The organism is Lentibacillus salinarum, from assembly GCF_042679865.1.
GTDB classification, from domain to species: Bacteria; Bacillota; Bacilli; order Bacillales; family Amphibacillaceae; genus Lentibacillus; species Lentibacillus salinarum.
Genome location: NZ_JBHTNH010000028.1, coordinates 19,344 through 44,074 on the forward strand (window position 1 = coordinate 19,344; position 24,731 = coordinate 44,074).

Below are 24,731 nucleotides of genomic sequence, written 5' to 3' on the forward strand. Positions count from 1 at the left end.
CTATTACTTTATGATAGAAGGGACAAGGATAGAACCCTAATTCACGCTCTCTTCATGGACCACTTTATACATGCTTTCGGCATCATCTTTCTTCACGGCCTCTTTTAAACTTGTTACTTCCAGGGTGACAACTTTCTGTCCGAACTTAATCACCAATACATCACCCGCTGAAAGGACAGTAGAAGCTTTTGCCGGCTGGCCGTTAACGGTAATGCGTCCCTGACCGGCAACTTCCTTAGCTAACGTCCTGCGTTTAATCAGCCGAGAAACCTTCAAAAATTTATCCAGCCGCACTACAATCACTCTCTTCTTTTTGCTTGATTCCAATAGACGTCCATTTCTTCCAGGGGAGTCTCTTTAATATCTTTTCCCTGTGCCTGCAATTGACGTTCAATATAGGCAAACCGCGACATGAACTTCTCATTTGTCTGATTAAGGGCCAGTTCCGGGTTGATTTTATAATAGCGTGATATGTTGGCCAATACAAACAAAACGTCACCAAGTTCTCGTTCCATTTTCGGCTGCTGTTGCTGGCGAAGGGCCTCTTGCACTTCTTCCAGCTCTTCATGGAATTTTTTCCAAATGTCTCGGACATCGTCCCAGCCAAACCCGACCTTAGCTGCTTTTTTCTGCAATTTGTAAGCCCTGGCCAGCCCTGGAAGCCTGGTGGGAATCCCATCTAATAACGATGTCCGGTCACCTTTTTCGTCCTGTTTCATCGTATCCCACGTCTTATAAACCGCATCCACAGTCTCAGCTGACTGATCGGCAAACACATGCGGGTGCCGGTGAATCATTTTGTCGGTAATCGATCGGATGACATCATCAACTGTAAAATAGCCATCATCTTCACCAACCTGGCTGTGCAGCATCACCTGCAACAGTATATCGCCGAGTTCTTCCACTATGCCGGCATCGTCCTGCTCATCAATCGCTTCAATCAATTCATAAACTTCTTCAATCGCGTATTCCCGCAATGTTTCATGTGTCTGGGCACGATCCCACGGACAGCCATCTGGTGCCCTTAATGCCGCAATTACCTTACGCAGCTGTGAAAAGGTATGGTGCAGGAGATGGTCCGGGACCGGTGGAATGTAGACAGAGATCAGATTATGGATATCCGGAAAGGCGCGATCCAGTTCAGCCAGGTGAACGTCGGTGACTTTTTCCTGATCACTCCCTGCTGCCTCAACAATTTTGACCGGGTAATCCGGCGGTAAATCTTCCAGCAATGTCAATTTGACATTAGCTGCGATAAACTGATCATAGACCTGACTGAACACCATATGGTGGCGATAATCCAGATACTGCCGTTCAAAATCGAGCCCATCAACAAATTGGAACCCGTCAATCGGATCAATTTTCAGCGACGTGAACAGCGCGTCAAGATAGCTTTGCCCGCCAATGATATTAACGGGCACATCGCTCTGGTCCAGTAACAGCTGCACGGTTTTTTCGGCTAGCATCGGATGACCCGGCACCGCATAGACAATCGCCTGCTGCCGTGCTTTTTCCAGCAATGTATCGGTCATTTGCTGATACGTTTCCGCAAACTGCTCTGTTGCCTCGTAAATGTGGTCAAACGTCTGGAAGGATACACCTTCTTCCTGCAATGCTTTGACGGCTGGATGATCGGCCGTGCGAACGTATAACGCCGCCTCTTGTTTCACTAATTTTTTGTAAATGCCTAGGGGCACTTGATTTAAATCGCCGGCACCAATCCCGACAATGTCGATTGGATAAGACATTAATGATCCCTCTCTTTATGCAGTCGAATGAATATCCGGGCGAACGGAAGCAGGGACAGTTCTTTTTCGGTGAATGCCTTAAACCTTAAGAGCAGCCCTAAATAAATTAGTGCACCAGTGATCGAGATGACCATAACATAAACCAGTAAACCGGTCCTTGAAGCAATCGGCCCGACAAGGTAACGCACGCCAAGGATAAAACCGATCATTCCCGCATTTGCCACTGCCAGGGCAAACCAGCTGATATGCCGAGCAACTTGCAGTTTCGGCAGCTTTCGTTTTAAAGCTTGCATCAACAGCCCGGCAAAAACAGCCAAGCTGAGAACAGTGGCGATAGCACTTCCGGTTATTCCCAACCAGGGAACCAGCATTTGATTGGCTGTCCATTTCAGGAAAAAGGCAACGGCGACAAATCCGGCCGTCCGTTTCATATAACCCAATCCCTGTAGAATGGAAGCGGCTGTAATTCCGACGGAGCTGAGAAATACAGCGTTCGCCAGTATTTGTAAAGTACCTGTTCCGTCTGCGTTCTGAAAAAGCAATCGGTTGGCTTCCGGAAAAATCATCATCAATCCGATGGTCGCACCAATCGCCAAATAAAAACTGAAGAGCAAGGTACTGCGGATCGAATGATAAATCGCTTCAGTATCCTGCTTCAATTTTTCGCCTGGGATGGCTGGCAGCAAGGCTAACGCAAACGATGAACCCAGAACCGTCCCGAGCTGAATAAGCGGCTGGCCACGGTCGAAAACACCTTTTGCCTTCATGGCCTCCTCACCGGAAAGCCCGTATGCCTGCAAAACCGGTATAAGGGTCAATGTATCAGCCAATTGGATGATGACCAATACCATATGATTGAGTGCCGCACTAACCCCTAAAATGAGCAATGTTGTCACATAGTATCGCCATGGTATCGTAAACCGAACACTGTCAATCGGACGGTGCCGGACGACAAAACAAAGAAGAATCCCAATAGCGGTCAGAGCACCGATAAGTGAAGCCATGGCGGCGGCTTGTCCCATCATATATATATGGTCGTGGCTTAAATAAATCCATACCGCAGCAGTCAAAATCAGGATAACACGAAGCAACTGTTCACCGATTTGTGAATAAGCGGTTGGCTGCATGCAGGCAAGCCCCTGAAATACACCGCGCATCAACGCGGAAAAAGGGATCAGCAAAAAGACAAATGCGGTCAGCTGGTACGCTTGCTCCAATTCAGGATCTCCCGCCCACACCGCTATTTCGGCTGCATTAAAAACCAGATATAAAAAGACACTCCCAGCAATAACCGACAATAGTATGAACAGCGGCAAATAAAAGGAACGCATTGACAAGCCTTTCCCAGCAGATTTCATGTCAACGGTCATTTTCGAAACAGCAGAAGGAAAGCCATATAAAGCCAGCATCATGGCAATACTCAGAAATGGATAGACCTGCTGATAAACATAGAACCCAAGATCCCCTGTCAGATTTTGCAGCGGAATCCGGTAACCAGCACTCAGCAGTTTGCTGATCATGCCCGCCAGCGTCAGCCATAAAGCGCCTTGCAGCAGTTTGTTGTGCTCGTGACCGTTCTTCTCCATTTTAAACCCTTTCCCTGCTATCTGTGCTTCTATCCATTATAGCATAAGAAGAAAAATAGAGGTTCAAAAGCCCGACAAATGTCGTGCCGATCCGCGGACCTTCTGTTGAATCCGCCCACATCCTGTGGAAGTGATAAACGAAAAAAGTGTCATCTTTTTTGAAAAAAATCATGACACTTTTTCCACTCGTATTTTGATTGTAATTGTGAGAAGGCTATGTCACCCGGTCATTCCATTTGCCTGGCCAGAAAGCTCGCAGCCGTCTGAACGGCTTTTTGTTCGACTTCACTCAATTTATCCCCATCTTTGGAAAACAGCATCACACAGCCAATCGGGTCACCATTGGCAATAATCGGACTGATGCAATATGAATCCAGCTCCTCGTCCTGCCCTTGGATCAGTTCAGCTGTTGTTGATTCCGTTTCATACGTCAGGACGCGGTCTTCCATCGTCTTTTCCGGCTGTGCCCCGATACTTTTATTTAAATAATCTTTTTTAGACTCACCGGCGACAGCAATCACCTCATCACGATCGCAAATAATCACCGGGTAGTTGAGTGAGTCGAACAATGCCTCTGCATACTCTTTGGCAAATGTACTCAGCTCATTAATTGGGGAATATTTCTTTAAGATAACTTCGCCTTCCCGGTCAACAAATATTTCTAATGGATCACCTTCACGAATACGCAGGGTTCGTCTGATTTCTTTTGGAATGACGACCCTTCCTAAATCATCAATGCGGCGTACGATTCCTGTTGCTTTCATCTGTCTGGAGCCTCACTTTCTGCGATGATTGTATCTGGTGTATGTATTTTCAGTGGTTTCCTCCATGAGAAAAAAACACCAGCTGTTGGTTTAGTATGAATCATCGCAGCATAACTATACATGTTTGAAAAAACTTGGCAATCGCCTCGTTTTTTAGAGACCAGAGACCAGATTGGGAAAATCAGCGAATAGCCGATTTCCGTAGCCTGACATTCATCAAAATCCGTCATCACGGTTGACAGTAGATAACTGGCTGATGAAGTCCTCAAGGTTCTTATACCGCTGCTGTTTGGTATCACGTGTCCATTTGTACAGTACTTTTAGTTTGTTGCCTTCTGTGCCAAGCTGTATTTCCCGGCCAAACTGATTCGCGAGTTCAAATAACTTGGACCCGTCAACTTCCTGACTGCGGTTTTCGCTCATGAGCAATTCCAATTTGCCGGGCTTTTCACTGATGGATTCTATCCGCTGCTGTTTAGCCTGCCGTTTAAGGGACGAGACCGTAAACAGGTTCGCTATTTCTTCCGGGTAATCGCCGAAACGGTCAGTCAATTCATCCTGTAGCTCCTCGACATCATCAACCGACGCCATGGACTGAAATCGTTTATAAATATCAATCTTTTGTTTTTCATCATCAATATAAGACTCCGGAATGTAGGCATCGATCGTCAGTGATAACTCCGGTTCAAATGTTTCGATTTCATCTAGATGCTTGCCGGACTTGCGCGCCTCAATGGCATCCTTGAGCATCTGGGAATACATATCAAACCCGACGGAATCAATAAATCCATGCTGCTCTGCCCCGAGCAGGTTCCCGGCACCACGGATGGACAAGTCGCGCATGGCGATTTTAAAGCCGGAGCCGAGTTCGGTGAATTCTTTGATAGCCTCCAGCCGTTTTTCGGCCACTTCGCTGAGCACCTTATCCTTATGATAGGTGAAATAGGCGTAAGCAACCCGATTGGAGCGGCCGACCCTGCCCCTCAACTGGTAAAGCTGACTGAGACCCATGCGATCAGCCTGATTGACAATTAACGTGTTGACATTTGGAATATCAACACCTGTTTCAATAATCGTTGTGCTGACCAGTACATCATACTCGCCTTCCAGAAAGTCGAAAATGATATTTTCCAGTTCATTTTCATTCATCTGGCCATGGGCGACAGCGATTCGCGCGTCATCGACCAGCATACCCAGATCTCTGGCAACTTTATCAATATCATCCACCTGATTATGAAGGAAAAACACTTGTCCGCCGCGGGCCATTTCCCGTTCAACCGCCTCCCGTATAAAAACTGGATTATACTCCATGACATATGTCTGGATGGGAAAGCGATTTTCCGGCGGCGTTTCAATCACGGATAAATCACGGACCCCGAGCATCGACATATGCAGTGTCCTTGGAATAGGGGTGGCCGTCAATGTCAGCACATCCACATTGGATTTCAACTGCTTAATTTTTTCCTTATGTTTGACACCAAACCGCTGTTCTTCGTCCACGACGAGCAATCCTAGGTCACGATAGGTGACATCCTTGGATAATAGACGATGGGTGCCGATCACAATGTCCACCTGGCCTTTACGGATGCCTTCGATGGTTTTATTTTGCTGTTTTCGTGTACGGAATCGGCTTAACATACCAATCGTGACGGCTTGATCCTGAAATCGCTCCCGGATCGTTTCATAATGCTGCTGGGCCAGAATGGTTGTTGGGACCAGAATGGCAACTTGCTTACCGTCTGCTACCGCCTTAAATGCAGCCCGGATGGCCACCTCGGTCTTTCCGTAGCCGACATCACCACACAACAGCCGGTCCATCGGCCGTTCTTTTTCCATGTCTGCTTTGATTTCCGCAATGCACCGCAACTGATCCTCCGTTTCGTCATAAGGAAAAACAGCCTCGAATTCATGCTGCAGTTCCGTCTCCTCACTGAAGGCATATCCCTGTCTTGCTTCGCGCTCGGCGTACAGTTTGATCAGGTCATCTGCAATGTCCTCCACACTGGATTGAACTTTCCGTTTAACCTTGGCCCACTCGCTACCGCCCAGTTTATACAGTTTTGGCTCTTTACCCTCGGAGGCGACATACTTCTGGACGAGGTCGATCTGATCGATTGGGACATATAATTTATCATCACCGGAATATTTGATCAGCATGAAGTCTTTATGCAATTCATTCATCTTCAATGTTTCAATGCCCAAATATTTCCCAATGCCGTGATGTGCGTGGACCACGTAATCGCCCACTTTTAATTCCTGATAGTTTTTGATGCGTTCGGCGTTGGAAAGCTTCTGTTTTTTACGTGGCCGCTTTGTTTTCTTTTTAAACAGTTCATTTTCCGTAATCAAAACGAGCTTATGCATCGGAAATTCAATGCCATTGCTGATATTTCCTGTCGTAATCACAGGTCGCTTGACAGGCAGCTTCAGATCACTTGTGACATCTGCCTCAATGTCATAATCCATGAAAATGGAATGAATCTTTTCCACCCGTTCCTTGCCGGTGGCCAGAATAACGACGGAAAAGTCACCCTTTTCCCAACGTTTCAGCTCATTTTTGAACAAATTCATCTGACCGTGGAATTCCTGCATCGTCCGTGTCGATAAATTAACAATGTTTTGTGGCTGGGTATTGGGAATATGCCGTAAAAACACCGACATGTAAATACGCTGTTGATCAATATTTTCCCAGACCGTATGCCAGTCATAAGAAAATCGACTGTTCCGCACCATTTTATTGGCTTCTAGCAGTGTACGATACCATTCGGCCTCTTCGGTATCAAGATTGGTGGCTGTTTCCTGGATTCTGCTCATTTCATCCAAGATGATTAGCCCATCAGAAGGCAAATAATCTAACAAACTAGCGGGTTTGTTATAGAAGAAGCCAATGTATTGGTACATTTCCTGAAAGTGTTCTGAATTCTTCAGTCGTTCAATGTCATAGTCGATCGTCTCAGCAAGGGTTTCTTTAGCTTCCTGGGACTGGGTCTTTTTCAGTGATTCGGCCAATGCCGATTCCAGCCGCTGTGCCGCTGACAGCCTGTCTTCTTCAGTCAGCAGCATCTCTGTGGCAGGGCCGATTGTGATCGACGACTGTTTATCCAATGAACGCTGGCTTTCTGCATCAAATAATCGAATGGAATCGATTTCATCGTCAAACAGCTCAATACGGACGGGATGTGTTTCGGTTACCGGATAAATATCAATAATGCCACCACGCCGGCTGAATTCCCCCGGGGCCGTTACCATCGAGACGCGTTCATAGCCCATATCTACCAGGGATGATAGATAGGTATCCAGGTCAATTTCTTCCCCGGTCGTAAAAGCCAGCTGATAGTTGCGCCAATAATCGGTTGGTGGCAGCATCCGTTTTAAGGCTGCGACAGGCGCAATCAAAATGCCCGATTTCTTTTGGGACCACTCCGTTAAGGCTTCTATCCGCTGTGCTTTCAGTTCGGGGCTAGCGATAGCAATTTCCGAGGCAATCAGTTCATTGACCGGATATAAGTGAACCCTCTCTTCCCCAACAAACGCCGCCAGATCATCATACAGTTCCTGTGCCTGGACGAGCTGATGCGTCACCAGCAAAACAGGTCTGTCGAGCGCCTCATTGACAATTGATACAAAAAGACTTCTGGCCGATCCCGACAAGCCGGCGATAAGCTGTTCATTCATACCGCCGGAGACGCCATTGATGACTGATTCTATATCTTCTTTCGATCGTAAAAACTCATGGATTCCGTTCATTTTTCCCCACCTGTTTACGTGCAAAAATGCCTTGATTATCATAAATCAAGATAACCAAAGCTTTTTTACCTAATATATTACATCATTGTATAAAATAGTCCAGTTCATGATAATGCGGATGGCTGCCAAGTGACGCTTCACAGTTTTCACATATGGCTTTTATCCGGACATCACCATTTGCTTCATAGCTAATCATATCACGTTTATCCTCAGCTGATAATTGATCCAGTCCGAGCATTGACTCATCAACAACCTGTTGTTCCAGCCTGCCAATCTCCTGTCCGCAATGCCTGCATTTATAGACAATAGGCATAATATACCTCCTCGAATAAACAAACGATATCCTAAAGTTTATCCGAAAAGCGTATTTTTATACGACATCTGGCCGTTTAACAGGGAGTGTCGTCGAACTTTCTAACCATCCTAATTGTTAAATTCATTCATAACCTCGGCAAACGGCCGCTGCATCCACCATTCACATGCGTCCGCACTTTTTTTAACGCCTGATTGTATATCCTCCTGCTGTTCCCTGGAAAATGGGTGCAGGACATAATCGACAACAGGCATAGCTGTATCCGGTCTTCCGATCCCAATCCGCAATCGATTAAATTCTTTTGTACCCAAATGATCAATTAGTGAACGGATGCCGTTGTGCCCGCCATGACCGCCTTTCTGACGCAAACGGATTTTTCCTGCCGGCAGATCAAGATCATCATAAATAACCAGCACATCTTCCGGCGCAAGCTGGTAAAAATCCATTAACGGACGAACCGACTCGCCGGAAAGATTCATGTATGTCTGGGGTTTAAGCAGGATAACCTTTTCGCCATCGTGCGTTTCCACAGTTGATTTGCCTTTAAATTTATCCTTTTTTAATGTCCAGTTATGACGGCCGGCCAGTTCATCAATGACCATAAACCCCACATTGTGACGGGTTTTGTTATATTTTTTTCCTGGATTGCCAAGGCCCACAATACATTTCATGTGATGACTTCCTTTATGTCATTTTTCGGAAAGCTATTTGAATACGGGCTTTCGCCAATGAAGCAAAACCCTCCTAATGGCTGCTGATCAGGAGGGCTTCACCTTTTAAGCTATTCGCTTATTTATTGCTCTTCTTCTTTTGAAGCATCCACCAATTCAGGTTCAGCACCGTCGTCCGGTGCCTCTTCAGTATCCTCGACTGTATCCGGCGGAACAACCGTCGCCAGAGTCGTTTCTTCTTCATCGATGACCTCATAACTGTCTGCTTTAGGTAAATCACCAACAGTTAGTGTATCCCCAACGCCCAATTCGGCTACGTCGACAGTGATGACATCCGGAATATTCGCCGGTTTTGCCCTTACCTGCACTTCATACAATGGCTGCTGTAGGACGCCACCATCCTTCACACCGGCCGGCTCGCCTTCCAGAGACAGGGATACGGATACATCCATTTCCACATCCATGTTGACAATATAGAAGTCAGCATGAATCACTTCATCTTTCAATGGCTCCGTCTGATAATCATGCAGCATGACATTAACCGGTTTTTCGTTTTCAATAGCAAGTGAAATAATCGCGTTTCTGCCCTCATCACGGACTGTTTTGACTAATTCGATGCTGTTGACCGAAATAGCCTTGGATTCCTTATCTTTACCGTAAACAACTGACGGGACATCGCCATTCGTTCTGATCTGTTTTGTTACAGATTTCGTAAGGTCTTCGCGTTTTGCTGCCTTTAATGTTACTGCCATTCCTATCACCCTCCATTATTTAAAAACCCGGATTTTGCCCGGGTTTCCGATGGCAAATTGTTATTTCAGTAACGTTTCTATTAAAACATAATTCGTGTCTTGACACAAAACCTCTGACTGGCTAGTATGTGTAGCATATCAGTCAAACAGGATACTGACCGACTTCAGTTCATGCACACGGGTGATAGCCTCGCCGATCAGCGGGGCAACCGACAACTCCGTAACTTTATCACTCTGTTTGTCTTCTGAAAGGGGGATCGAATTGGTCACGACCAATTCCCTGATTTTGGAATCATTTATACGCTGAATGGCCGGACCTGACAAGACCGGATGTGTGCAGCAGGCATAAACTTCTTTCGCCCCGTTTTCCACCAATGCGTTGGCGGCAAGGGTGATCGTACCTGCTGTATCAATAATATCATCAATCAGGATGGCTGTCTTCCCTTCGATATTACCGACAATGTTCATCACTTCTGCCACATTCGGACGCGGACGGCGTTTATCGATGATACCAATTGGTGCCTTGAGATAATCCGCCATTTTCCTTGCCCGTGTCACACCGCCATGGTCAGGGGAAACAACGATGATATCTTCAAGGTCTTTCTTTTCAAAGTAATTGGCCAGCAGCGGTACACCCTGTAGGTGATCGATCGGGACGTTAAAGAAGCCCTGGATTTGCGGTGCATGCAGATCAAGGGTGATCACCCGGTCAGCCCCTGCAGTTTCCAGAAGGTCAGCCATGAGCTTTGACGTTATCGGCTCTCTTGAGCGTGCTTTACGGTCCTGTCTGGCATATCCATAATATGGCATCACAATATTGATGGACCTTGCCGAAGCACGTTTCAGGGCATCGATCATGATCAGGAGTTCCATCATATGCTGATTTACCGGGGAAGAAGTCGATTGCACAACATATACATCGCCACCACGCACACTTTCATCAATACTGATCTTGATTTCACCGTCACTGAATGCCGATACGGTACACTTGCCCAGTGTCGTTCCAATATGGTCAGCAATATCTTCAGCCAATTTGTGATTCGAATTTAACGAGAATACTTTCAACATTGGATCCTTATAGCCAGATGCCATGAGATTAACCCTCCGTTAGTACTTGTTTTGATTTTTGATTCGTGATGCATAACCATCTTTATTCGCCTGTCTTGCGCGAGCAATCGACAATGAATCCTCGGGCACATCATTTGTAATGGTCGAGCCTGCAGCAACATAGGAGCCTTTTCCGACTGTTACCGGTGCGATTAAATTGGAATTACAGCCAACAAAGGCATCGTCTTCAATCGTCGTCAAATACTTATTCTTTCCATCATAATTAACCGTAATCGTCCCGCAGCCAATATTGACATGGCTACCCACATCGGCATCCCCGATGTAGCTTAAATGGGGCACTTTGCTCCGATCGCCCAAAGATGACTTTTTCACCTCGACAAAGTTGCCGACTTTCACCTCATTGCCGATGGATGCTTCCGGCCGGATATGTGCGTACGGCCCTATCTGCACCTGGTCACCGATATGACTGTCTTTAGCCACACTTTGTCTGATGCGGCTAGCCTCACCGACAACACAATGGTCAATCTCGGTATGCGGGCCAATTTCAGCATCTTTTCTGATCGTTGTTTTGCCTTTAATGATCGAGCCCGGATGAATCAGCACATCCGGTTCGATGACAACATCCGGATCGATATACGTATTATCCGGATCGATCAGCGTCACACCGTTTCGCATATGGGTTTCATTGATGCGTCTTTTCATTGTTTTTTCAGCCTGTGCCAGTGCCACCCTGTCATTGATTCCTACCGTTTCTTCAAAATCGGATGTATGGAAAGCACTTACTTTTGCATCTCGGCTTTGCAGGATTCCGATGACATCCGGCAAATAGTACTCACCTTGTGCATTATTATTCGATACAAGGTGTAGTGCTTCGAAAAGTGCTTTATTATCAAAACAATAGGTCCCTGTATTGATTTCATCCACTTGAATTTCTGAACCTTCCGCATCTTTGTGCTCTACAATTCGCTCCACTTCATTTCGATCATTGCGTATCACTCTGCCATAGCCTGCGGGGTTTGGAGCTTTTGCGGTTAAAACCGTTGCCTTGGCGTCTTCCTGCTCATGATGGTCGAAAAGTGCCTGATACGTTTCACCCGTGATCAGAGGGGTATCACCACAGACGACAATTGTCGTTCCATCCTGGTTTTTCAGTAAATCCTCAGCCTGTAATACGGCATGGCCTGTCCCTAATTGTTCTTCCTGTAAAACCATTTGGCTGTTATCGCCAATATGCTCAGAAACTTTCTCGGCACCGTGGCCAACGATTGTAATCATTTTATCAAGCTTAAACGAATTCAATTGTTCGATTACATGCTGCACCATGGGACGGCCTAAAACTGGATGAAGCACTTTATACAGTTTTGACTTCATTCGGGTACCCTGTCCCGCAGCAAGAATCACAGCATAACGATTTGCCATGAGGGAATCCTCCATTCCATTTATCATTATGAATATATCTTAAAAAAACGTTAATTTCAACAATTAAATATGTCAACTAAAAGTATCCCGGGGATAAAGGGTTGGCGATGTTCAGCAAAAGAGGCAAAAAACATGAAAAATATTCTTATCCCGGCTGTATGAGAGCGCAAAAGATAAGATAAAGTTATCATGAACGAAAATGGCTCCTTAATCGTAATTTCGCAGGTTAACTTGGCACTACTGATTGACGAATAAAAACCAAATCAGAGCTACATTATGAAATGGGCCATTAATATGGAGTAAAAGCACAAAATATGTGCGATATGCCAATCGCCATCATGAAAAGTTATGCCGATTAGTTTGAATATGTCTGGGAACTCATACCAGTATATTTCGGTCTGAATCATTTCGGCTATTCAGCAAGATTCTTGATAAACAGGGAAACGGTCTGACAAAGAAGATCAAAGACAATATCATAAACGGTGATTTTCTGCCAACAGATAAAGAAATTGCCAATGATGCGTCATGGATAGGAACATTCAGTCAGGCGAACAAATTCTGATTGATTTTCCGGAATAACTGGCCAAAAAGGATCCCTTTCCACGTAAAGTAAGCCACCTGCTAAGACAAGTGGCTTCTGGTCAGTTCAGTTGTATTACTAAAAGAGGTTGTTCAAAAAGTCCGGTAAAAATGACACATCGAATTTCGTCGTTGGCTTGTTTCTCCGCTGCTCATGTATCTAAATGCATACATTCCGCTGCTCGAAACTGCGCCGCCTCGAACTTCTCGGTCCTTTTATCCTCCTTTTTGAACAGACTCTAAAAGGTATTATGGTGGGGTGATTTAGTTTTTCGTTTTCTGATTAAAACGGACCGCAATTTCTGCACCAACCTTTGCGTTATGTTTGACCAATGCAATGTTGGCATCGAGACTTTTGCCTTCTGTCATTTCGTTTACCTTTTCAAGCAAAAATGGTGTGCTGTCTTTACCCGTAATATGCTTTTCTTCTGCCTCACTGATGGCCTGATTAATAATGCCATTAATGTAGTCCTCATCCATCGCATGTTCTTCCGGGATTGGGTTGGCGATTACTGCTCCGCCATTTAAATTCAGGTCCCATTTGGCGATGAGTGTGTCAGCAATCGTGTCAACCGAATCGATAGAAGCGTTTAATTTATGCTCGCTTGATCTGGTAAAGAACGCAGGCAAAAATTCAGTTCCATAGCCAATGACAGGCACCCCTTGTGTCTCTAGGTACTCTAATGTTTTTGGTAAATCCAGAATCGATTTCGCGCCTGCACAAACGACGGCCACATTGGTTCTTGCCAGTTCTTCCAAATCGGCTGAGATATCCATTGTTTCTTCAACACCGCGATGTACGCCGCCAATACCGCCCGTGACAAATACGTTAATGTCAGCCAATTCAGCACAAATCATCGTGGTTGCGACCGTAGTGGCTCCTAATTTTTTGGCGGCGACAATTTCGGCCAAATCACGTCGGGACACTTTGGCAACATCGGAACTATTGCCGAAAAGTTCTAATTCCTCGTCCGACAGACCGACTTTTATTTTTCCGTCCATGATCGCAATGGTCGCAGGAACAGCACCGTTATCACGGACAATTTGTTCCACTTCTCGTGCCATTTGGACGTTTTGGGGATAAGGCATGCCATGAGAGATAATGGTAGACTCTAATGCCACAATGGCTTTGCCTTCTTCTTTTGCTTGCTGGACTTCGGCTGATAAATCAATGTACTGATTCATTTAAAAATTTCCTCCACATCATGTTTGCGTTTTGATAATTCCTTCTTTAGGTACACTTTGATCGAATGGTTTAACCATTTCAAAACAATTAATTTCCAGCTACTATTTCCTCAAGCTTCCCCCAATAACTTGTAACCATGGAAGGTGGAACAACACCAAACTCGCAAATAATACCTTCTATCTCGGGCGCAGGGGTTAAATCAAAAAATTGATTAATTATGTCAATTCCATCTAGGCTATCAAAATCTCCGTCCTGAATTACCTCATCTTTTGTTCGTCGTTCTAACACAACTGGTTGTCCTTCTTGGGTTCTAAGGTCAATCTTGTATATTTCACTGGCAATATAAACCTTCTTTTTACAGCTTTGCGCCAATTTACTAATTAAAGCAGTTCCCATTTTATTGGCAACACTACCGTTACAAGAAATTGTATCTGCCCCCATCATAATATAATCGGCAACAGGCATAAATTCCCAAACAGAGGCGTCCGTTATATATGTTACAGGGACATTATAACTCTGCAGTATTTTAGCTGCTAATCTCGATTCTCTAAGTGGACGGGATTCAGTACATATTACACTGAATTTCTTACCGGCACTTGCAGCCTGAATAAATATACTCATTAATGCACTACTGTAGCTGTGCATCATAATTGTATCTCCATTTTGGATAATATTAGAACCATATTCTCCTAGCGAATCGACGGCCTTCAGTGAATAATTAATAATACTTGCACAAAGTTCACTTACTTGTCGTTGAATTTCGGATACATCTGTATCCTCAGGAATTGAATCCAAAAGATTATAAACTAACTTTTTACTGTTATAAATAGTCGCCATCGTTGGTTTTAGCCGTAGCATTTCAGAAGATATTCGGTCATATCTTAATTTTAAATCCTTTACATTGGTAAACTTTTCTTGATCAGAAACTAATTTATAAGCCCATGCTGCTGCTCTTCCAAAAGGACTTCCACCTTTTACATTCATATTTTCTATTTCTTCTATTACATGTTCAGCCGACTTAAACTCGATATCTGTTACTTGCATCATTTTGAAAACTCCTTTTTTATTTATCCTATAAAGAATATGCTTGATATGAATTTTAATTAAATTGACAGTATTAGGAATAACTACTTTGCTAATGGTTACTTCTTCGCCTCACCCCCTTAATTCGATAAACCAAGTATTTTCTACTCTATTTCTTCATCTATGCCAACTACATAGGTAAGCACAAAAGTTACTAAACTACCAATAATTGTTCCTATTATTAGTCCTGTAAAGCCAGTTCCAAAAAATGCAGGTAAGGAATAAATACTCAAGGCTACTGGCGCAGTTACCCCAGCAAAACTTGCTCCTGCAATTGCACCTCCAATTGCACCTCCAATTAAAGCAAAATAAAATGGCTTTTTATACTTCAGATTAACACCATACATAACCGGTTCAATCACGCTACCAGCAAAAAAACTGGAAAAAGTTAGTGACCCCGCGGTCTTTTTTATTTTTGGATCTTTTGCTTTTAAAGCAACTGCTAACCCAGCAGCACACTGACAAATCAGTCCAGGTGCATGGGTTACAATAACAGTATCCCTTCCAAAAGCCGCAATATTAGGAATTGTTACCATTGAAAGTATTACGACATGCATCCCCCCAATGATAAGCAACTGCCAGGTACCACCTATTAAGGCTCCGGCTAGTAATGGACTTAGATCATATAGACTGGTAAAGACGGTGGTAATTAATCTCCCTCCCCAATCTCCAATTGGACCTAACAATAATACAGTGATTGGAGCAATGACTAGTAAACTTAAAAATGGAACCAATATGGATCTCAGCGTTTTAGGGATTACCTTTTTTAGTAATAATTCGAATTTTGATAGTAAATATATCGATAGAATGGCTGGTAAAACAGAACTAGCATACGAAACATCAGATACTGGAATGCCTAAAAACGTGACATCACTTGTAGTATCCAAAAGTTCAATAAAATCAGGATGAATGAGTAATCCCAAAATCACTAACGAGACACCAACATTTGTATCGAACCTTCTAGCTGCCGACCAACCGACAAGTATTGGAAGAAAATAAAAGAACGAATCCGATAACGTCATTAAGATCGCATAGGTTGCATTCGATTCTGTTATTCCCCAAAAAACATTTAAAATCACGCAGAGAACTTTCAAGAACCCCATGCCCAACATCGCCGGAATAAGTGGTGTGAAAATCCCCGACAAGGTGCCGATTAATGAATCTATGATGCTTTGTTTATCTTTAATAGCATTATTATCTGATGCTTCAGTACCTTGGTTATCCTCACCCAATTCTTTACTTTGTAAATCTCCCATTTTTATAATGGCCTTATAAACATCTTCCACAATGGATCCTAAGACAATTTGGTATTGTCCACCAAACTCAATAACTTTAATGACTTCAGGTATTTCAGTTATTTTTTCTTGTTGTGCTTTTGAATTGTCTTTTAATACAAATCGTAGTCTAGTCATGCAACTGGTTACAGAAGAAATATTTTCCTTACCGCCAACAAGATGCAATATTTCCTTAGCTAGGTTATTAATTTCCATAAATAGACCTCTTCTCTGAATAGGATAAGGTTTGACATGAAAGCATTTGTGCACTGCTTATTGCTACTTGCCGTTATGAAGAATCATTGAGTTAATATGAATCATTAAATATCCAAGTTCCTCATTTGATACAGAGAAATTATACTTTTCTTTCAAAAATGTTGCTATCTTTTTTGCACAATCATACTCATTTTGAAATTTCTTTTTCGCAACTTTATATAAATACTCATCATTGCTATTTTCCTCATTTGAAAATAGACGATATAAGAAATATTTCAAGTGCGTGATAAAACGTATATAATAAACAGAATTGATCTTTAACTCTAACTGATAATGAGACTCAATAATTGATATTAAATGTTTAATAACAACCGTAACTTCCTTCACATCACTGGAGCCAGCTTTGAGGGTAGCATTTATTATATTAAATGCTATATAACCAGCTTCATCTTCATCTAACCGTACACCTGTATGTTTTTCGATAATGTCAAGCGCAATTGAACCCACCTTATATTCGTTTGAATAGAATTTTTGAATTTCGATTAATAGAGGATTCTTCAGATAGTCATCAGACTTTTTCCTTTCGATAGCGAACGCTATATGATCCACAAGTGTAATAAACAAACTATCTTCCTTTATATCAGCCTCAAGTAATTCTTGAGCTTTTTGAACAATCTCGTTTGTTACTGTTATATAGGAAAGAGGAATCGAACGAATCAGTTCCTCTAGGTAGTGTAGCTCGTTTGAAGATTGCAAAACGAACTTCTTTTCTACCTTATCGGGATTAACGTGTTGTTTTGGCTTCTTTTGAAAAGCAATACCTTTTCCCAATAGAACGACTTCATTTTCATTGTTATCTAATGCCACCACCGCATTATTGTTCATAATCCTAACTATAATCATGAACATCCCCCAATATTTTTTAACTCTTATCATTTACCGTAAAAAGGATTTCATTACGTGTTACAGATTTCGGTTCAAGAGAAATTCCATTATATTCTTTTGAATTTGTTAGAATAACTAATACATCGGTTTCATAACCCTTTTCTTTAATGAGTTCTAAGTCAAATTCCATTATCTTGGAACCAACTTTCACATCATCTCCTTTTTTTACATAAGGTTTAAAACCGTTTCCATTCAAGTCAACAGTATTAATACCAATGTGTAATAGTATCTCTTTCCCGTCATTACCAATGATGCCTATAGCATGCGGGAACATTGTCGTTATTTTCCCTGAAATCGGTGCATAAGCCACTCCTTTTGTCGGAATAATTGCACATCCATCCCCCATGCTGCCATCCTGAAAAACCGGATCATTTACGTTCTTCAATGAAATAATTTCTCCATCAACCGGAGCATATACCTTGTCTATGCCTGAATGATTACTGCTTTCCTCTTTACCCCTTAGAAGTTTTTTAACTATATTTTTCAAACTACCCCTCCTTAAATCATTACCAAAAAATAAAAAAGACCCAAAACAAACTAAAGAATAGTTGCTTTGAGTCTTGCCTAACGAATTTATCAGTCTTCTAATAATATAGAGATTAGAAAGACCATTGACGAAAGTCACAATCTCACTTAGCTATTATTTAATTAGACAATGTAATCACTTACATTTTAAGTATATAATGTTCCCCTCTTATTTGCAAGTATATTGTGATGTTACTGTCGGGCCTGCCCGTTAAGGCGGGACAAAAAAAGAAGGCTAACCTGCCCTCAGATTAGACCTCTTGTTGTCAGCTATTTTAGGACGCCCCGGCTTCTTCGTATTTCTCTTCTGTCTCGCCAGCACGATGGTACGCGTCCAATACGGCATCCTGAATTTTACCGCGGGTGGTTGAATTGATCGGATGGGCAATATCTCTGAACTCACCATCAGGGGTACGCTTAGATGGCATCGCCACAAACAAACCATTATTGCCTTCAATCACCCTGATATCATGAACGACAAATTCTTCATCCATGGTAATCGAAGCGATTGCCCGCATTCTCCCCTCTGTGTTCACGCGGCGTAATCTCACGTCAGTTACTTCCATGATGTTTCACCACCTTTTCCCTTTGTCTTATTACCAATAATTCAACATAAGTATAAGAATTCCTGCCTATTTATCAAAAAAATTTGAGAAAATATTGTTTTCTTTGAAAAGAATGGTTCACATCTTGCTCACGTGGTATTCAGAAGGTGCTCCCAAAACAGCTTATTGATAGTCAGCGACATTTCCGGGATGGACATCAATCGTGTTCTGTTTCATATCGACATTCGTAATTTTAACAAGGGAGGTGTAGTGTTCCACGACACGCTCATCTTCCTCATCATCCGCCTCAGCCAAAACGCCGATAGCCTGAACATTAGCATTGAACTCACCCAGTAAACTGACCATGCCATTAATCGTTCCGCCTGCTTTCATAAAGTCATCAATGATACAAACATTGGCATTTTCCTGTAAACTTCGCTTAGGCAAGACCATTGTCTGGATTTTCCGTGACGATCCGGAAACATAATTAATGCTCACAGATGACCCTTCAGTCACCCTAGGGTCCCGTCTGACGATCACAACGGGGACATTCAACACAGCGGCGACTGCATAAGCAAGCGGAATCCCCTTGGTTGCAACCGTCATGACAACGTCAATAGCCAATCCTGAAAATGCAGCGGCCAATACACGTCCTATTTGGTTGACCATTTTCGGATCACCTAAAATATCGCTCATGTATAAATAACCACCCGGAAGAATACGGGCGGGATCCTCAAGGGTTTCACGTAACTCAGCAATAAACTTGCTGCCATTTTCCCGGGATAATTCGGGGACGAAGCTGACACCTCCTGATGCACCGGGAAGCGTTTGTAAATGGCCGGTTCCTTCCGCCTGCAACACCCGGTCAATAATCGCCAGGTCCTCACTAATAGAGGACTTCGCCGCACCGTATTTTTCGCTGAAATACGGCAATGACGTATGGTACTTTGGATTTTCCAAAAAATAATGTGTTAATGATACGAGTCGATCACTTCTTTTCATATGCCACCTCTAAGTTATATCCGAATATTTTATTTAAATATACCACTATTATACGTGTTTTATCAAATCATCTCAACGGCGGTCGAGCTGCTGCACAATATAGACTTCACTGCAAAAACCCCTTAATCCGTTATAAATCCTCCTGGCTTTGCTGAAGTGCCCGGTAAGTCCGACCACAGTGGGGCCACTCCCACTCATAACGGCACCGGAAACGCCCGTTTGCAGCATCTTGTCCTTGATTCGTTTCACTTCAGGGTATAAAGGAAAGGTGACACCTTCCAGAGCATTACCGATATGCCGGCACAGGTCGGCAAAATCCTTTGTCTCCAAGGCGCGGATGACTGCGTCGGTGTTTGGATGGTTTAGAGTATCCATGGTCACTCTGGGAAAAATATGTCTTGTGGAAATCCCGATCTCCGGTTTTGCCAGAACCACATAGCAGGGAGGAGGTGATGCTAACGTACGGATTTTCTCGCCATGGCCTGTCCCAATTGCTGTTTTGCCTGAGATACAAAACGGAACATCTGAGCCGAGTGCGGCACCAAGCTCAATCAATTCATCCTGCGACGCATTAACCGACCACATCTGATTCAAACCGCGCAATACAGCAGCTGCATCACTGCTTCCGCCAGCGAGGCCGGCTGATACAGGGATGTTTTTTTGAATATCAATCCGGACGCCTTGCCGTAATTGGTATCGCTGTTTAAATACCCGGGCGGCTTTACAGGCAATATTCCGTTCGTCATTGGGAACATATGGGCTATCAGTGGATACCTCGATCCTGTCTTCCTCAATCTCGGATAATGCAATCCGATCAGCCAGATCAACGGTTGTCATAATCATCTTCACTTCATGAAACCCATCTGGACGTTTTCCAAGAACATCAAGTGATAAATTGATTTTGGCAGGTGCCCGTTCATAGAAAACCATCGCTATCACCACACTTTGCGACAAAAGGATTGGACCATGATCCGAAATGTAAAACTTACAGCAAATTGTATCATATTCAATCCGACGAGGCGACCTTCAAGGGGCTGTTCCAGCAGATAATTTGACGGTCTTTTCAGATGCCAGAGGTTAGAAGTCGGATTGGAAGAAATCGGCGAATTTGCCAATTTCGGTGTTGAGAAACGTCACCAAAAATTTATTCTTTAAAAAAGGCAAACCCCCTAAGGGTCTGCCTCGTTACTTCATGTTTTGCTCGGCCATTTCAATCGCGCGTTTCACCATATTACCGGCATCTTTTGCCCTGATGCCACCCCAGCCTTCCTGCTGTACAGTGTCGTAAAAGCCTAACTCTTTGGCAATTTCCTCTTTCAGTTGCTCTGACATGGCGCCTTTTCGTCTTGCCACGAGAGAAACATCCCCTTTCCTGTCAAGCGTGCTTACGACATGCTTAGTTTGTGGATAATGGCAAAAGAAACACCCGTAAGATGTAGACAAAAAAGGAAATATTTAAATTCAATTGCGTCTATAGGATAGAGCATATTTCCGGATTGTCATGCCAAACTACAGGAAAAGCCACAGGATGTCGTGACGTCAACATCCAAGAACGATGTATCACGCAAAAAACGTTGTCGGGGTGCTGAATGATTCGTCATCTGAAGCGTCATGTTCCGGGCTTTTTGTATAACTCTAAAACGCAAAAAAGCAGCAAACTTCTGTTTACTGCTCGGCCATCAGTGCTCGTTCATCTTGAAAACTTAATTCCACCGTCTCGGTCAATACGTCGGCATAGCTGTATGAAACACGTTCGAATGCATTCTCGTCCTGATCCAGTTCAACAATAAAAACAGAAGGGTATGTTTCAGCCAATATGCCACACCGCTCAATTGTTTTACGCCTGCCACCATTCGCTTTTAAGCGTAGTCGCTGACCAACATGAGACTCAAGACCTTGCTTAATTTCGATCAATGTTTTAGCCACTATACTCCACCTCACTCATCCACTATAATATCATATGCTGTTATAGTAGTCAAATAAAACTATATATTATAACAGCATAGCTTTTTTGATGTCAATAATAAAAATTGGCATCCTATGGTTATTATGGCAGAATGTTAACAAATTATGTATATCACAAGAGATAAGATGTCAGAGGTCGGAAATTGTTAGGAACCGGCTTAACGCCGATTCCATTTTATGCGAGAAAGATTTTTCCCATCAGTACGCTAATCATGCTCCTCATGGTCCGGAATGTAAGGCATTCCTGTCCGCATCAGTCCCCGCGTTTCCACGCCGCCCATACCTTTTTCACCGGTTAATGTATTGCGCAGGGCATCCCAGACATTGACCTTTTCCATAAAGGGCGTATAAGCGATTTTTGCTGCAATATAGACCGGGTCCAGTGCATGGATGTTAATCCGTGACGGTGAGCTTGCAAAATTCGCACCCGCTTGGATAAGCGACTCAAAATGTGATTGGCAGGCACCGGCAAAGATGACCAAATCATCCAGGCGTGGGTGTTTTTGCCTGATGACGTCAACGGTTTCGGCAAAATACTGCGAATGACGGTAGGCTTGCGGATTACTTTTCACGCCTTTATTGCCGGAATAAGCATCATGCCCTGTAATCACAATAATATGCGGCTGAATGGTGTCTACGAGAGATCCAATTTCTTGCGGCATTTCCTTTTCATGGACGTAAACCCCATGGACGTCAAGCCCCAGGCGGTTATATAATTCAGTACACTTCCGCAAGTAGGTTCGGTCACCATCAATGTGCAGAACCCTTGCCGGCAGTTGAAACAATCCCGCTGAATGCTGATACCCGTTACCCGATTGGTAATCGCGCTTTTCTTTCATCAGCTGGTAATCCTGACGAAACAAACGGTAGGAAAATTCCTCTTGCTCTTTTCCCTGCTTTTTTCGCTTCGCCAATTCTTTCTCATTGACACGCACCAGGTCATCCAAAGGCGCATCTGCGGCAAGACGCATATCTTCACCGTGCAATATCGCCATATCCCCGGAAATGGTTGCAATGCGGAACAGCAAATCATGATGATAGGATGTGCGTGTCACACGTTCGCCAGTTGAAAAGCTCATAAAGCTCACCTCACAGCTTCTGTTCCGGATAAAGTGAAACTTCATTCAGTGGGGCGCTTTTCCCCGCTGAATGTTAGTTGAACGAATCGGACATTTATGGACAGTTATCCGCCGTTTTTTGGCCGGTTACTGTCCATTACATGCGGGATAAAGTGAAACTTCATTCAGTGGAGGTTTCCCTTACACCCCCAAGGAACAAAGGCTAAAAGCGCCACGTCCTGTGGCAACGCCTTTGTGACCTGCATCCTGCAGGCCCGAACAGAATCGGACATTTATAGGCAGTTAAACCCCGTCTTCTCAGGGGTTTTACTGTCTGGCTATATGTGGGATAAAAACATGTCACTACCTACAGGCTATGAGAGAGAAGATGTTCCTGTGACGTGCGGCAGAAAAAACGCTGGTCAGAAGTCAGATTTGATGAGATCGAGGAGTCTGCCGACTTCGATGTTGAAAACGTCGTTCAATATTTACAAAAACTGCTGCCTTTTCAATAAGACAGCAGTTTTTTATGAATTATTTTCGATCAGCCGGTAAAAGGTATTTGCCAGTACAGCAAATTCCGCCATCGTCAGGGATTCGCCGCGTCTTGTTTCATCAATACCGGCTTTTTTCAGAGTGTCTGAAACGATTGTTTTGTCAGCCATGGCTTTAAAATGCCTGATGAGATTATTCCGTAATGTTTTTCGCCGCTGGGCAAAACACGCTTGGACGATCGCAAAAAAATATTCTTCATTGTCTACTTGAACCGGTGCCTGTTCCCTTCTGACGAGCTTTAACACACTTGAATCGACATTCGGCGGGGGCATAAACACATTTTTGGGAACATTCATGACAATAGCTGACTCGGTGTAATACTGAACCGCAATCGACAGTGATCCGTAGCTTTTATGATTCGGCCCGGCTGCCATCCGATCGGCCACTTCTTTCTGGATCATGACCGTTAGGCTAGTAACGGGCACATGATCACGCAGCAATTTCATCAGGATCGGCGTCGTAATGTAATACGGAAGGTTGGCGACCACATGAACGGGCTGAGCAGGTTCAAAATGGGCATCTATCGTGCGCTTCACATCTGCTTCCAGAATATCTTCATGAAGGATGTTCACGTTGGGATAAGGCCCCAGCGTGTTAGCCAGGATCGGATACAGGCGCTGATCAATTTCATAGCCAACCACCTTGTCTGCACTAATAGCCAGCTGTTCTGTCAAAGCGCCGATACCGGGACCGACTTCAATCACACCCGCTTGTTTGTCTATACCGGCCTTTCGGATAATATTCTGCAGGATATTGACATCAATGATAAAATTCTGTCCCAAACTCTTTTTAAAGGTAAAGCCGTATGTTTCAAGTATTGCTTTCGTGCGTGTAGGAGTTGCAATCCATTTATCCGTCATCTTCTTCCTCCTGAATAACCTGACGCATCGCTTTGTCAAATTGATCTTTGGTAATCCGGAACATGGTGAGCCGCTTCAACAGCTGTTTGCCATTCGTATGCCCGATTTTCAGGATGTCACCAAGGCGTTCCCGCCGAGTGCTTGCTTTTGGACTGCCGATCAGGCCAGCATCGATCAAGTTCTCCCGGGTTATCGCAGCCTGTCCATAGTCAGCCAGTGCATAAACACCCTGGAGGGCCGCCTGAATTGCCGCAGCTGATGCATGTTCGATCCCGAGACTCTGTCGGCCGGAATGTCTGTCACGAGCCGCATCACGCGGCAAAAAAGCATGCTTGCAGCCGGGAACAGCCTGATCGATGATATGCCGGATTCGTTTACCGGGGTAATCTGGATCGGTCAAAATGATAACGCCCCGTTTAGCTTGTGCGTGCCTAATCTGTTTTATAACGCTATCGCTAACGGCAGAACCATTGGTCTCGATCGTATCGGCATCTACAGCCTGACGGATCTTGGCTGTATCGTCGCGTCCTTCCACGACAATCACTTCTTTGATTTTCACATGCATTCCCCTTCTCATAAAGTGAAACTTCATTCAGTGGGACGCTTTTCCCCGCTGAATGTTAGTTGAACAGAATCGGACATTTAGGGTCAGTTGTCCGCCGTTTTTTAGCGGGTTACTGACCATTATATGCGGGATAAAGTGAAACTTCATTCAGTGGGACGCTTTTCCCCGCTGAATGTTAGTTGAACAGAATCGGACATTTAAGGTCAGTTATCCGCCGTTTTTTGGCGGGTTACTGACCATTATATGCGGGATAAAGTGAAACTTCATTCAGTGGGACGCTTTTCCCCGCTGAATGTTAGTTGAAC

At 43.9% G+C, this 24,731-nt stretch carries 23 protein-coding genes; all 23 read right to left on the reverse strand.

The window, feature by feature from the left end; translation table 11 throughout:
• Window positions 1-36: 36 nt before the first annotated feature.
• Entirely contained in the window at window positions 37-294 is a 258-nt protein-coding gene (locus ACFQ4A_RS12860; protein WP_382401256.1) for an RNA-binding S4 domain-containing protein, read from the reverse strand.
• A gap of 5 nt (window positions 295-299) precedes the next feature.
• On the reverse strand, window positions 300-1,748 hold the full coding sequence (locus tag ACFQ4A_RS12865; RefSeq protein WP_382401258.1) for a bifunctional methyltransferase/pyrophosphohydrolase YabN: 1,449 nt from the start codon (window positions 1,746-1,748) through the stop codon (window positions 300-302).
• A complete protein-coding gene (locus ACFQ4A_RS12870; RefSeq protein WP_382401260.1) occupies window positions 1,748-3,334 on the reverse strand; it encodes a putative polysaccharide biosynthesis protein in 1,587 nt (528 codons plus the stop codon). The genes ACFQ4A_RS12865 and ACFQ4A_RS12870 overlap by 1 nt, the downstream gene beginning before the upstream one ends.
• 227 nt (window positions 3,335-3,561) lie before the next feature.
• A complete protein-coding gene (gene spoVT, locus ACFQ4A_RS12875) occupies window positions 3,562-4,098 on the reverse strand; it encodes a stage V sporulation protein T (RefSeq protein ID WP_382401262.1) in 537 nt (178 codons plus the stop codon).
• Window positions 4,099-4,314: 216 nt separating this feature from the next.
• Window positions 4,315-7,845 (reverse strand): transcription-repair coupling factor, encoded by a 3,531-nt coding sequence (gene mfd / locus ACFQ4A_RS12880; RefSeq protein ID WP_382401264.1) that lies wholly within the window; start codon window positions 7,843-7,845, stop codon window positions 4,315-4,317.
• Window positions 7,846-7,927: 82 nt separating this feature from the next.
• Window positions 7,928-8,158 carry an anti-sigma-F factor Fin gene (locus ACFQ4A_RS12885; protein ID WP_382401266.1) on the reverse strand — a complete coding sequence of 77 codons (231 nt, stop codon included), beginning with the start codon at window positions 8,156-8,158 and terminating at the stop codon, window positions 7,928-7,930.
• A gap of 110 nt (window positions 8,159-8,268) precedes the next feature.
• The gene (pth, locus tag ACFQ4A_RS12890) at window positions 8,269-8,829 is read right to left on the reverse strand and encodes an aminoacyl-tRNA hydrolase (protein ID WP_382401268.1); all 561 of its coding nucleotides are present in this window, start codon (window positions 8,827-8,829) and stop codon (window positions 8,269-8,271) included.
• A gap of 122 nt (window positions 8,830-8,951) precedes the next feature.
• On the reverse strand, window positions 8,952-9,581 hold the full coding sequence (locus ACFQ4A_RS12895) for a 50S ribosomal protein L25/general stress protein Ctc (RefSeq protein WP_382401270.1): 630 nt from the start codon (window positions 9,579-9,581) through the stop codon (window positions 8,952-8,954).
• A 138-nt stretch (window positions 9,582-9,719) separates the two neighbouring features.
• Complete coding sequence (locus ACFQ4A_RS12900) at window positions 9,720-10,673, reverse strand: ribose-phosphate diphosphokinase (RefSeq protein WP_382401272.1); 954 nt, start codon at window positions 10,671-10,673, stop codon at window positions 9,720-9,722.
• Window positions 10,674-10,688: 15 nt separating this feature from the next.
• A complete protein-coding gene (gene glmU / locus ACFQ4A_RS12905; protein WP_382401274.1) occupies window positions 10,689-12,068 on the reverse strand; it encodes a bifunctional UDP-N-acetylglucosamine diphosphorylase/glucosamine-1-phosphate N-acetyltransferase GlmU in 1,380 nt (459 codons plus the stop codon).
• Between the two features lie 843 nt (window positions 12,069-12,911).
• Window positions 12,912-13,832 carry a pseudouridine-5'-phosphate glycosidase gene (locus tag ACFQ4A_RS12910; protein ID WP_382401276.1) on the reverse strand — a complete coding sequence of 307 codons (921 nt, stop codon included), beginning with the start codon at window positions 13,830-13,832 and terminating at the stop codon, window positions 12,912-12,914.
• Between the two features lie 88 nt (window positions 13,833-13,920).
• Complete coding sequence (locus ACFQ4A_RS12915) at window positions 13,921-14,880, reverse strand: translation initiation factor eIF-2B (RefSeq protein WP_382401278.1); 960 nt, start codon at window positions 14,878-14,880, stop codon at window positions 13,921-13,923.
• A gap of 140 nt (window positions 14,881-15,020) precedes the next feature.
• Window positions 15,021-16,406: a PTS transporter subunit EIIC gene (locus ACFQ4A_RS12920; protein ID WP_382401280.1), complete on the reverse strand. Its 1,386-nt coding sequence runs from the start codon at window positions 16,404-16,406 to the stop codon at window positions 15,021-15,023.
• Between the two features lie 63 nt (window positions 16,407-16,469).
• A complete protein-coding gene (locus ACFQ4A_RS12925; protein ID WP_382401282.1) occupies window positions 16,470-17,309 on the reverse strand; it encodes a PRD domain-containing protein in 840 nt (279 codons plus the stop codon).
• A gap of 19 nt (window positions 17,310-17,328) precedes the next feature.
• On the reverse strand, window positions 17,329-17,838 hold the full coding sequence (locus tag ACFQ4A_RS12930) for a PTS sugar transporter subunit IIA (RefSeq protein ID WP_382401284.1): 510 nt from the start codon (window positions 17,836-17,838) through the stop codon (window positions 17,329-17,331).
• Between the two features lie 313 nt (window positions 17,839-18,151).
• Window positions 18,152-18,442, reverse strand: a complete 291-nt coding sequence (spoVG, locus tag ACFQ4A_RS12935; RefSeq protein WP_382401286.1) for a septation regulator SpoVG — start codon at window positions 18,440-18,442, stop codon at window positions 18,152-18,154.
• A gap of 162 nt (window positions 18,443-18,604) precedes the next feature.
• Entirely contained in the window at window positions 18,605-19,423 is an 819-nt protein-coding gene (gene purR, locus ACFQ4A_RS12940) for a pur operon repressor (protein ID WP_382401288.1), read from the reverse strand.
• 72 nt (window positions 19,424-19,495) lie between these two features.
• Window positions 19,496-20,353, reverse strand: a complete 858-nt coding sequence (ispE, locus tag ACFQ4A_RS12945) for a 4-(cytidine 5'-diphospho)-2-C-methyl-D-erythritol kinase (RefSeq protein ID WP_382401290.1) — start codon at window positions 20,351-20,353, stop codon at window positions 19,496-19,498.
• A 255-nt stretch (window positions 20,354-20,608) separates the two neighbouring features.
• Window positions 20,609-20,776, reverse strand: a complete 168-nt coding sequence (locus ACFQ4A_RS12950) for a small, acid-soluble spore protein, alpha/beta type (protein ID WP_382401292.1) — start codon at window positions 20,774-20,776, stop codon at window positions 20,609-20,611.
• Between the two features lie 312 nt (window positions 20,777-21,088).
• On the reverse strand, window positions 21,089-21,349 hold the full coding sequence (gene veg, locus ACFQ4A_RS12955; RefSeq protein ID WP_382401294.1) for a biofilm formation stimulator Veg: 261 nt from the start codon (window positions 21,347-21,349) through the stop codon (window positions 21,089-21,091).
• Window positions 21,350-21,594: 245 nt separating this feature from the next.
• Window positions 21,595-22,467 (reverse strand): sporulation peptidase YabG, encoded by an 873-nt coding sequence (gene yabG / locus ACFQ4A_RS12960; protein ID WP_382401296.1) that lies wholly within the window; start codon window positions 22,465-22,467, stop codon window positions 21,595-21,597.
• A gap of 506 nt (window positions 22,468-22,973) precedes the next feature.
• Complete coding sequence (gene rsmA, locus ACFQ4A_RS12965) at window positions 22,974-23,861, reverse strand: 16S rRNA (adenine(1518)-N(6)/adenine(1519)-N(6))-dimethyltransferase RsmA (protein WP_382401298.1); 888 nt, start codon at window positions 23,859-23,861, stop codon at window positions 22,974-22,976.
• A complete protein-coding gene (gene rnmV, locus ACFQ4A_RS12970; protein WP_382401300.1) occupies window positions 23,851-24,420 on the reverse strand; it encodes a ribonuclease M5 in 570 nt (189 codons plus the stop codon). Before rnmV ends, rsmA begins: the two co-directional genes overlap by 11 nt.
• Between the last annotated feature and the right edge of the window lie 311 nt (window positions 24,421-24,731).

Bases quoted from the DNA above. Each gene is read 5' to 3' on its own strand.
- ACFQ4A_RS12865 (WP_382401258.1), bottom strand. From the start codon at position 1,748: ATGTCTTATCCAATCGACATTGTCGGGATTGGTGCCGGCGATTTAAAT.
- ACFQ4A_RS12870 (WP_382401260.1), bottom strand. From the start codon at position 3,334: ATGGAGAAGAACGGTCACGAGCACAACAAACTGCTGCAAGGCGCTTTA.
- spoVT (WP_382401262.1), bottom strand. From the start codon at position 4,098: ATGAAAGCAACAGGAATCGTACGCCGCATTGATGATTTAGGAAGGGTC.
- mfd (WP_382401264.1), bottom strand. From the start codon at position 7,845: ATGAACGGAATCCATGAGTTTTTACGATCGAAAGAAGATATAGAATCA.
- ACFQ4A_RS12885 (WP_382401266.1), bottom strand. From the start codon at position 8,158: ATGCCTATTGTCTATAAATGCAGGCATTGCGGACAGGAGATTGGCAGG.
- pth (WP_382401268.1), bottom strand. From the start codon at position 8,829: ATGAAATGTATTGTGGGCCTTGGCAATCCAGGAAAAAAATATAACAAA.
- ACFQ4A_RS12895 (WP_382401270.1), bottom strand. From the start codon at position 9,581: ATGGCAGTAACATTAAAGGCAGCAAAACGCGAAGACCTTACGAAATCT.
- ACFQ4A_RS12900 (WP_382401272.1), bottom strand. From the start codon at position 10,673: ATGGCATCTGGCTATAAGGATCCAATGTTGAAAGTATTCTCGTTAAAT.
- glmU (WP_382401274.1), bottom strand. From the start codon at position 12,068: ATGGCAAATCGTTATGCTGTGATTCTTGCTGCGGGACAGGGTACCCGA.
- ACFQ4A_RS12910 (WP_382401276.1), bottom strand. From the start codon at position 13,832: ATGAATCAGTACATTGATTTATCAGCCGAAGTCCAGCAAGCAAAAGAA.
- ACFQ4A_RS12915 (WP_382401278.1), bottom strand. From the start codon at position 14,880: ATGATGCAAGTAACAGATATCGAGTTTAAGTCGGCTGAACATGTAATA.
- ACFQ4A_RS12920 (WP_382401280.1), bottom strand. From the start codon at position 16,406: ATGGAAATTAATAACCTAGCTAAGGAAATATTGCATCTTGTTGGCGGT.
- ACFQ4A_RS12925 (WP_382401282.1), bottom strand. From the start codon at position 17,309: ATGATTATAGTTAGGATTATGAACAATAATGCGGTGGTGGCATTAGAT.
- spoVG (WP_382401286.1), bottom strand. From the start codon at position 18,442: ATGGAAGTAACTGACGTGAGATTACGCCGCGTGAACACAGAGGGGAGA.
- purR (WP_382401288.1), bottom strand. From the start codon at position 19,423: ATGAAAAGAAGTGATCGACTCGTATCATTAACACATTATTTTTTGGAA.
- ispE (WP_382401290.1), bottom strand. From the start codon at position 20,353: ATGGTTTTCTATGAACGGGCACCTGCCAAAATCAATTTATCACTTGAT.
- yabG (WP_382401296.1), bottom strand. From the start codon at position 22,467: ATGAGCTTTTCAACTGGCGAACGTGTGACACGCACATCCTATCATCAT.
- rsmA (WP_382401298.1), bottom strand. From the start codon at position 23,861: ATGACGGATAAATGGATTGCAACTCCTACACGCACGAAAGCAATACTT.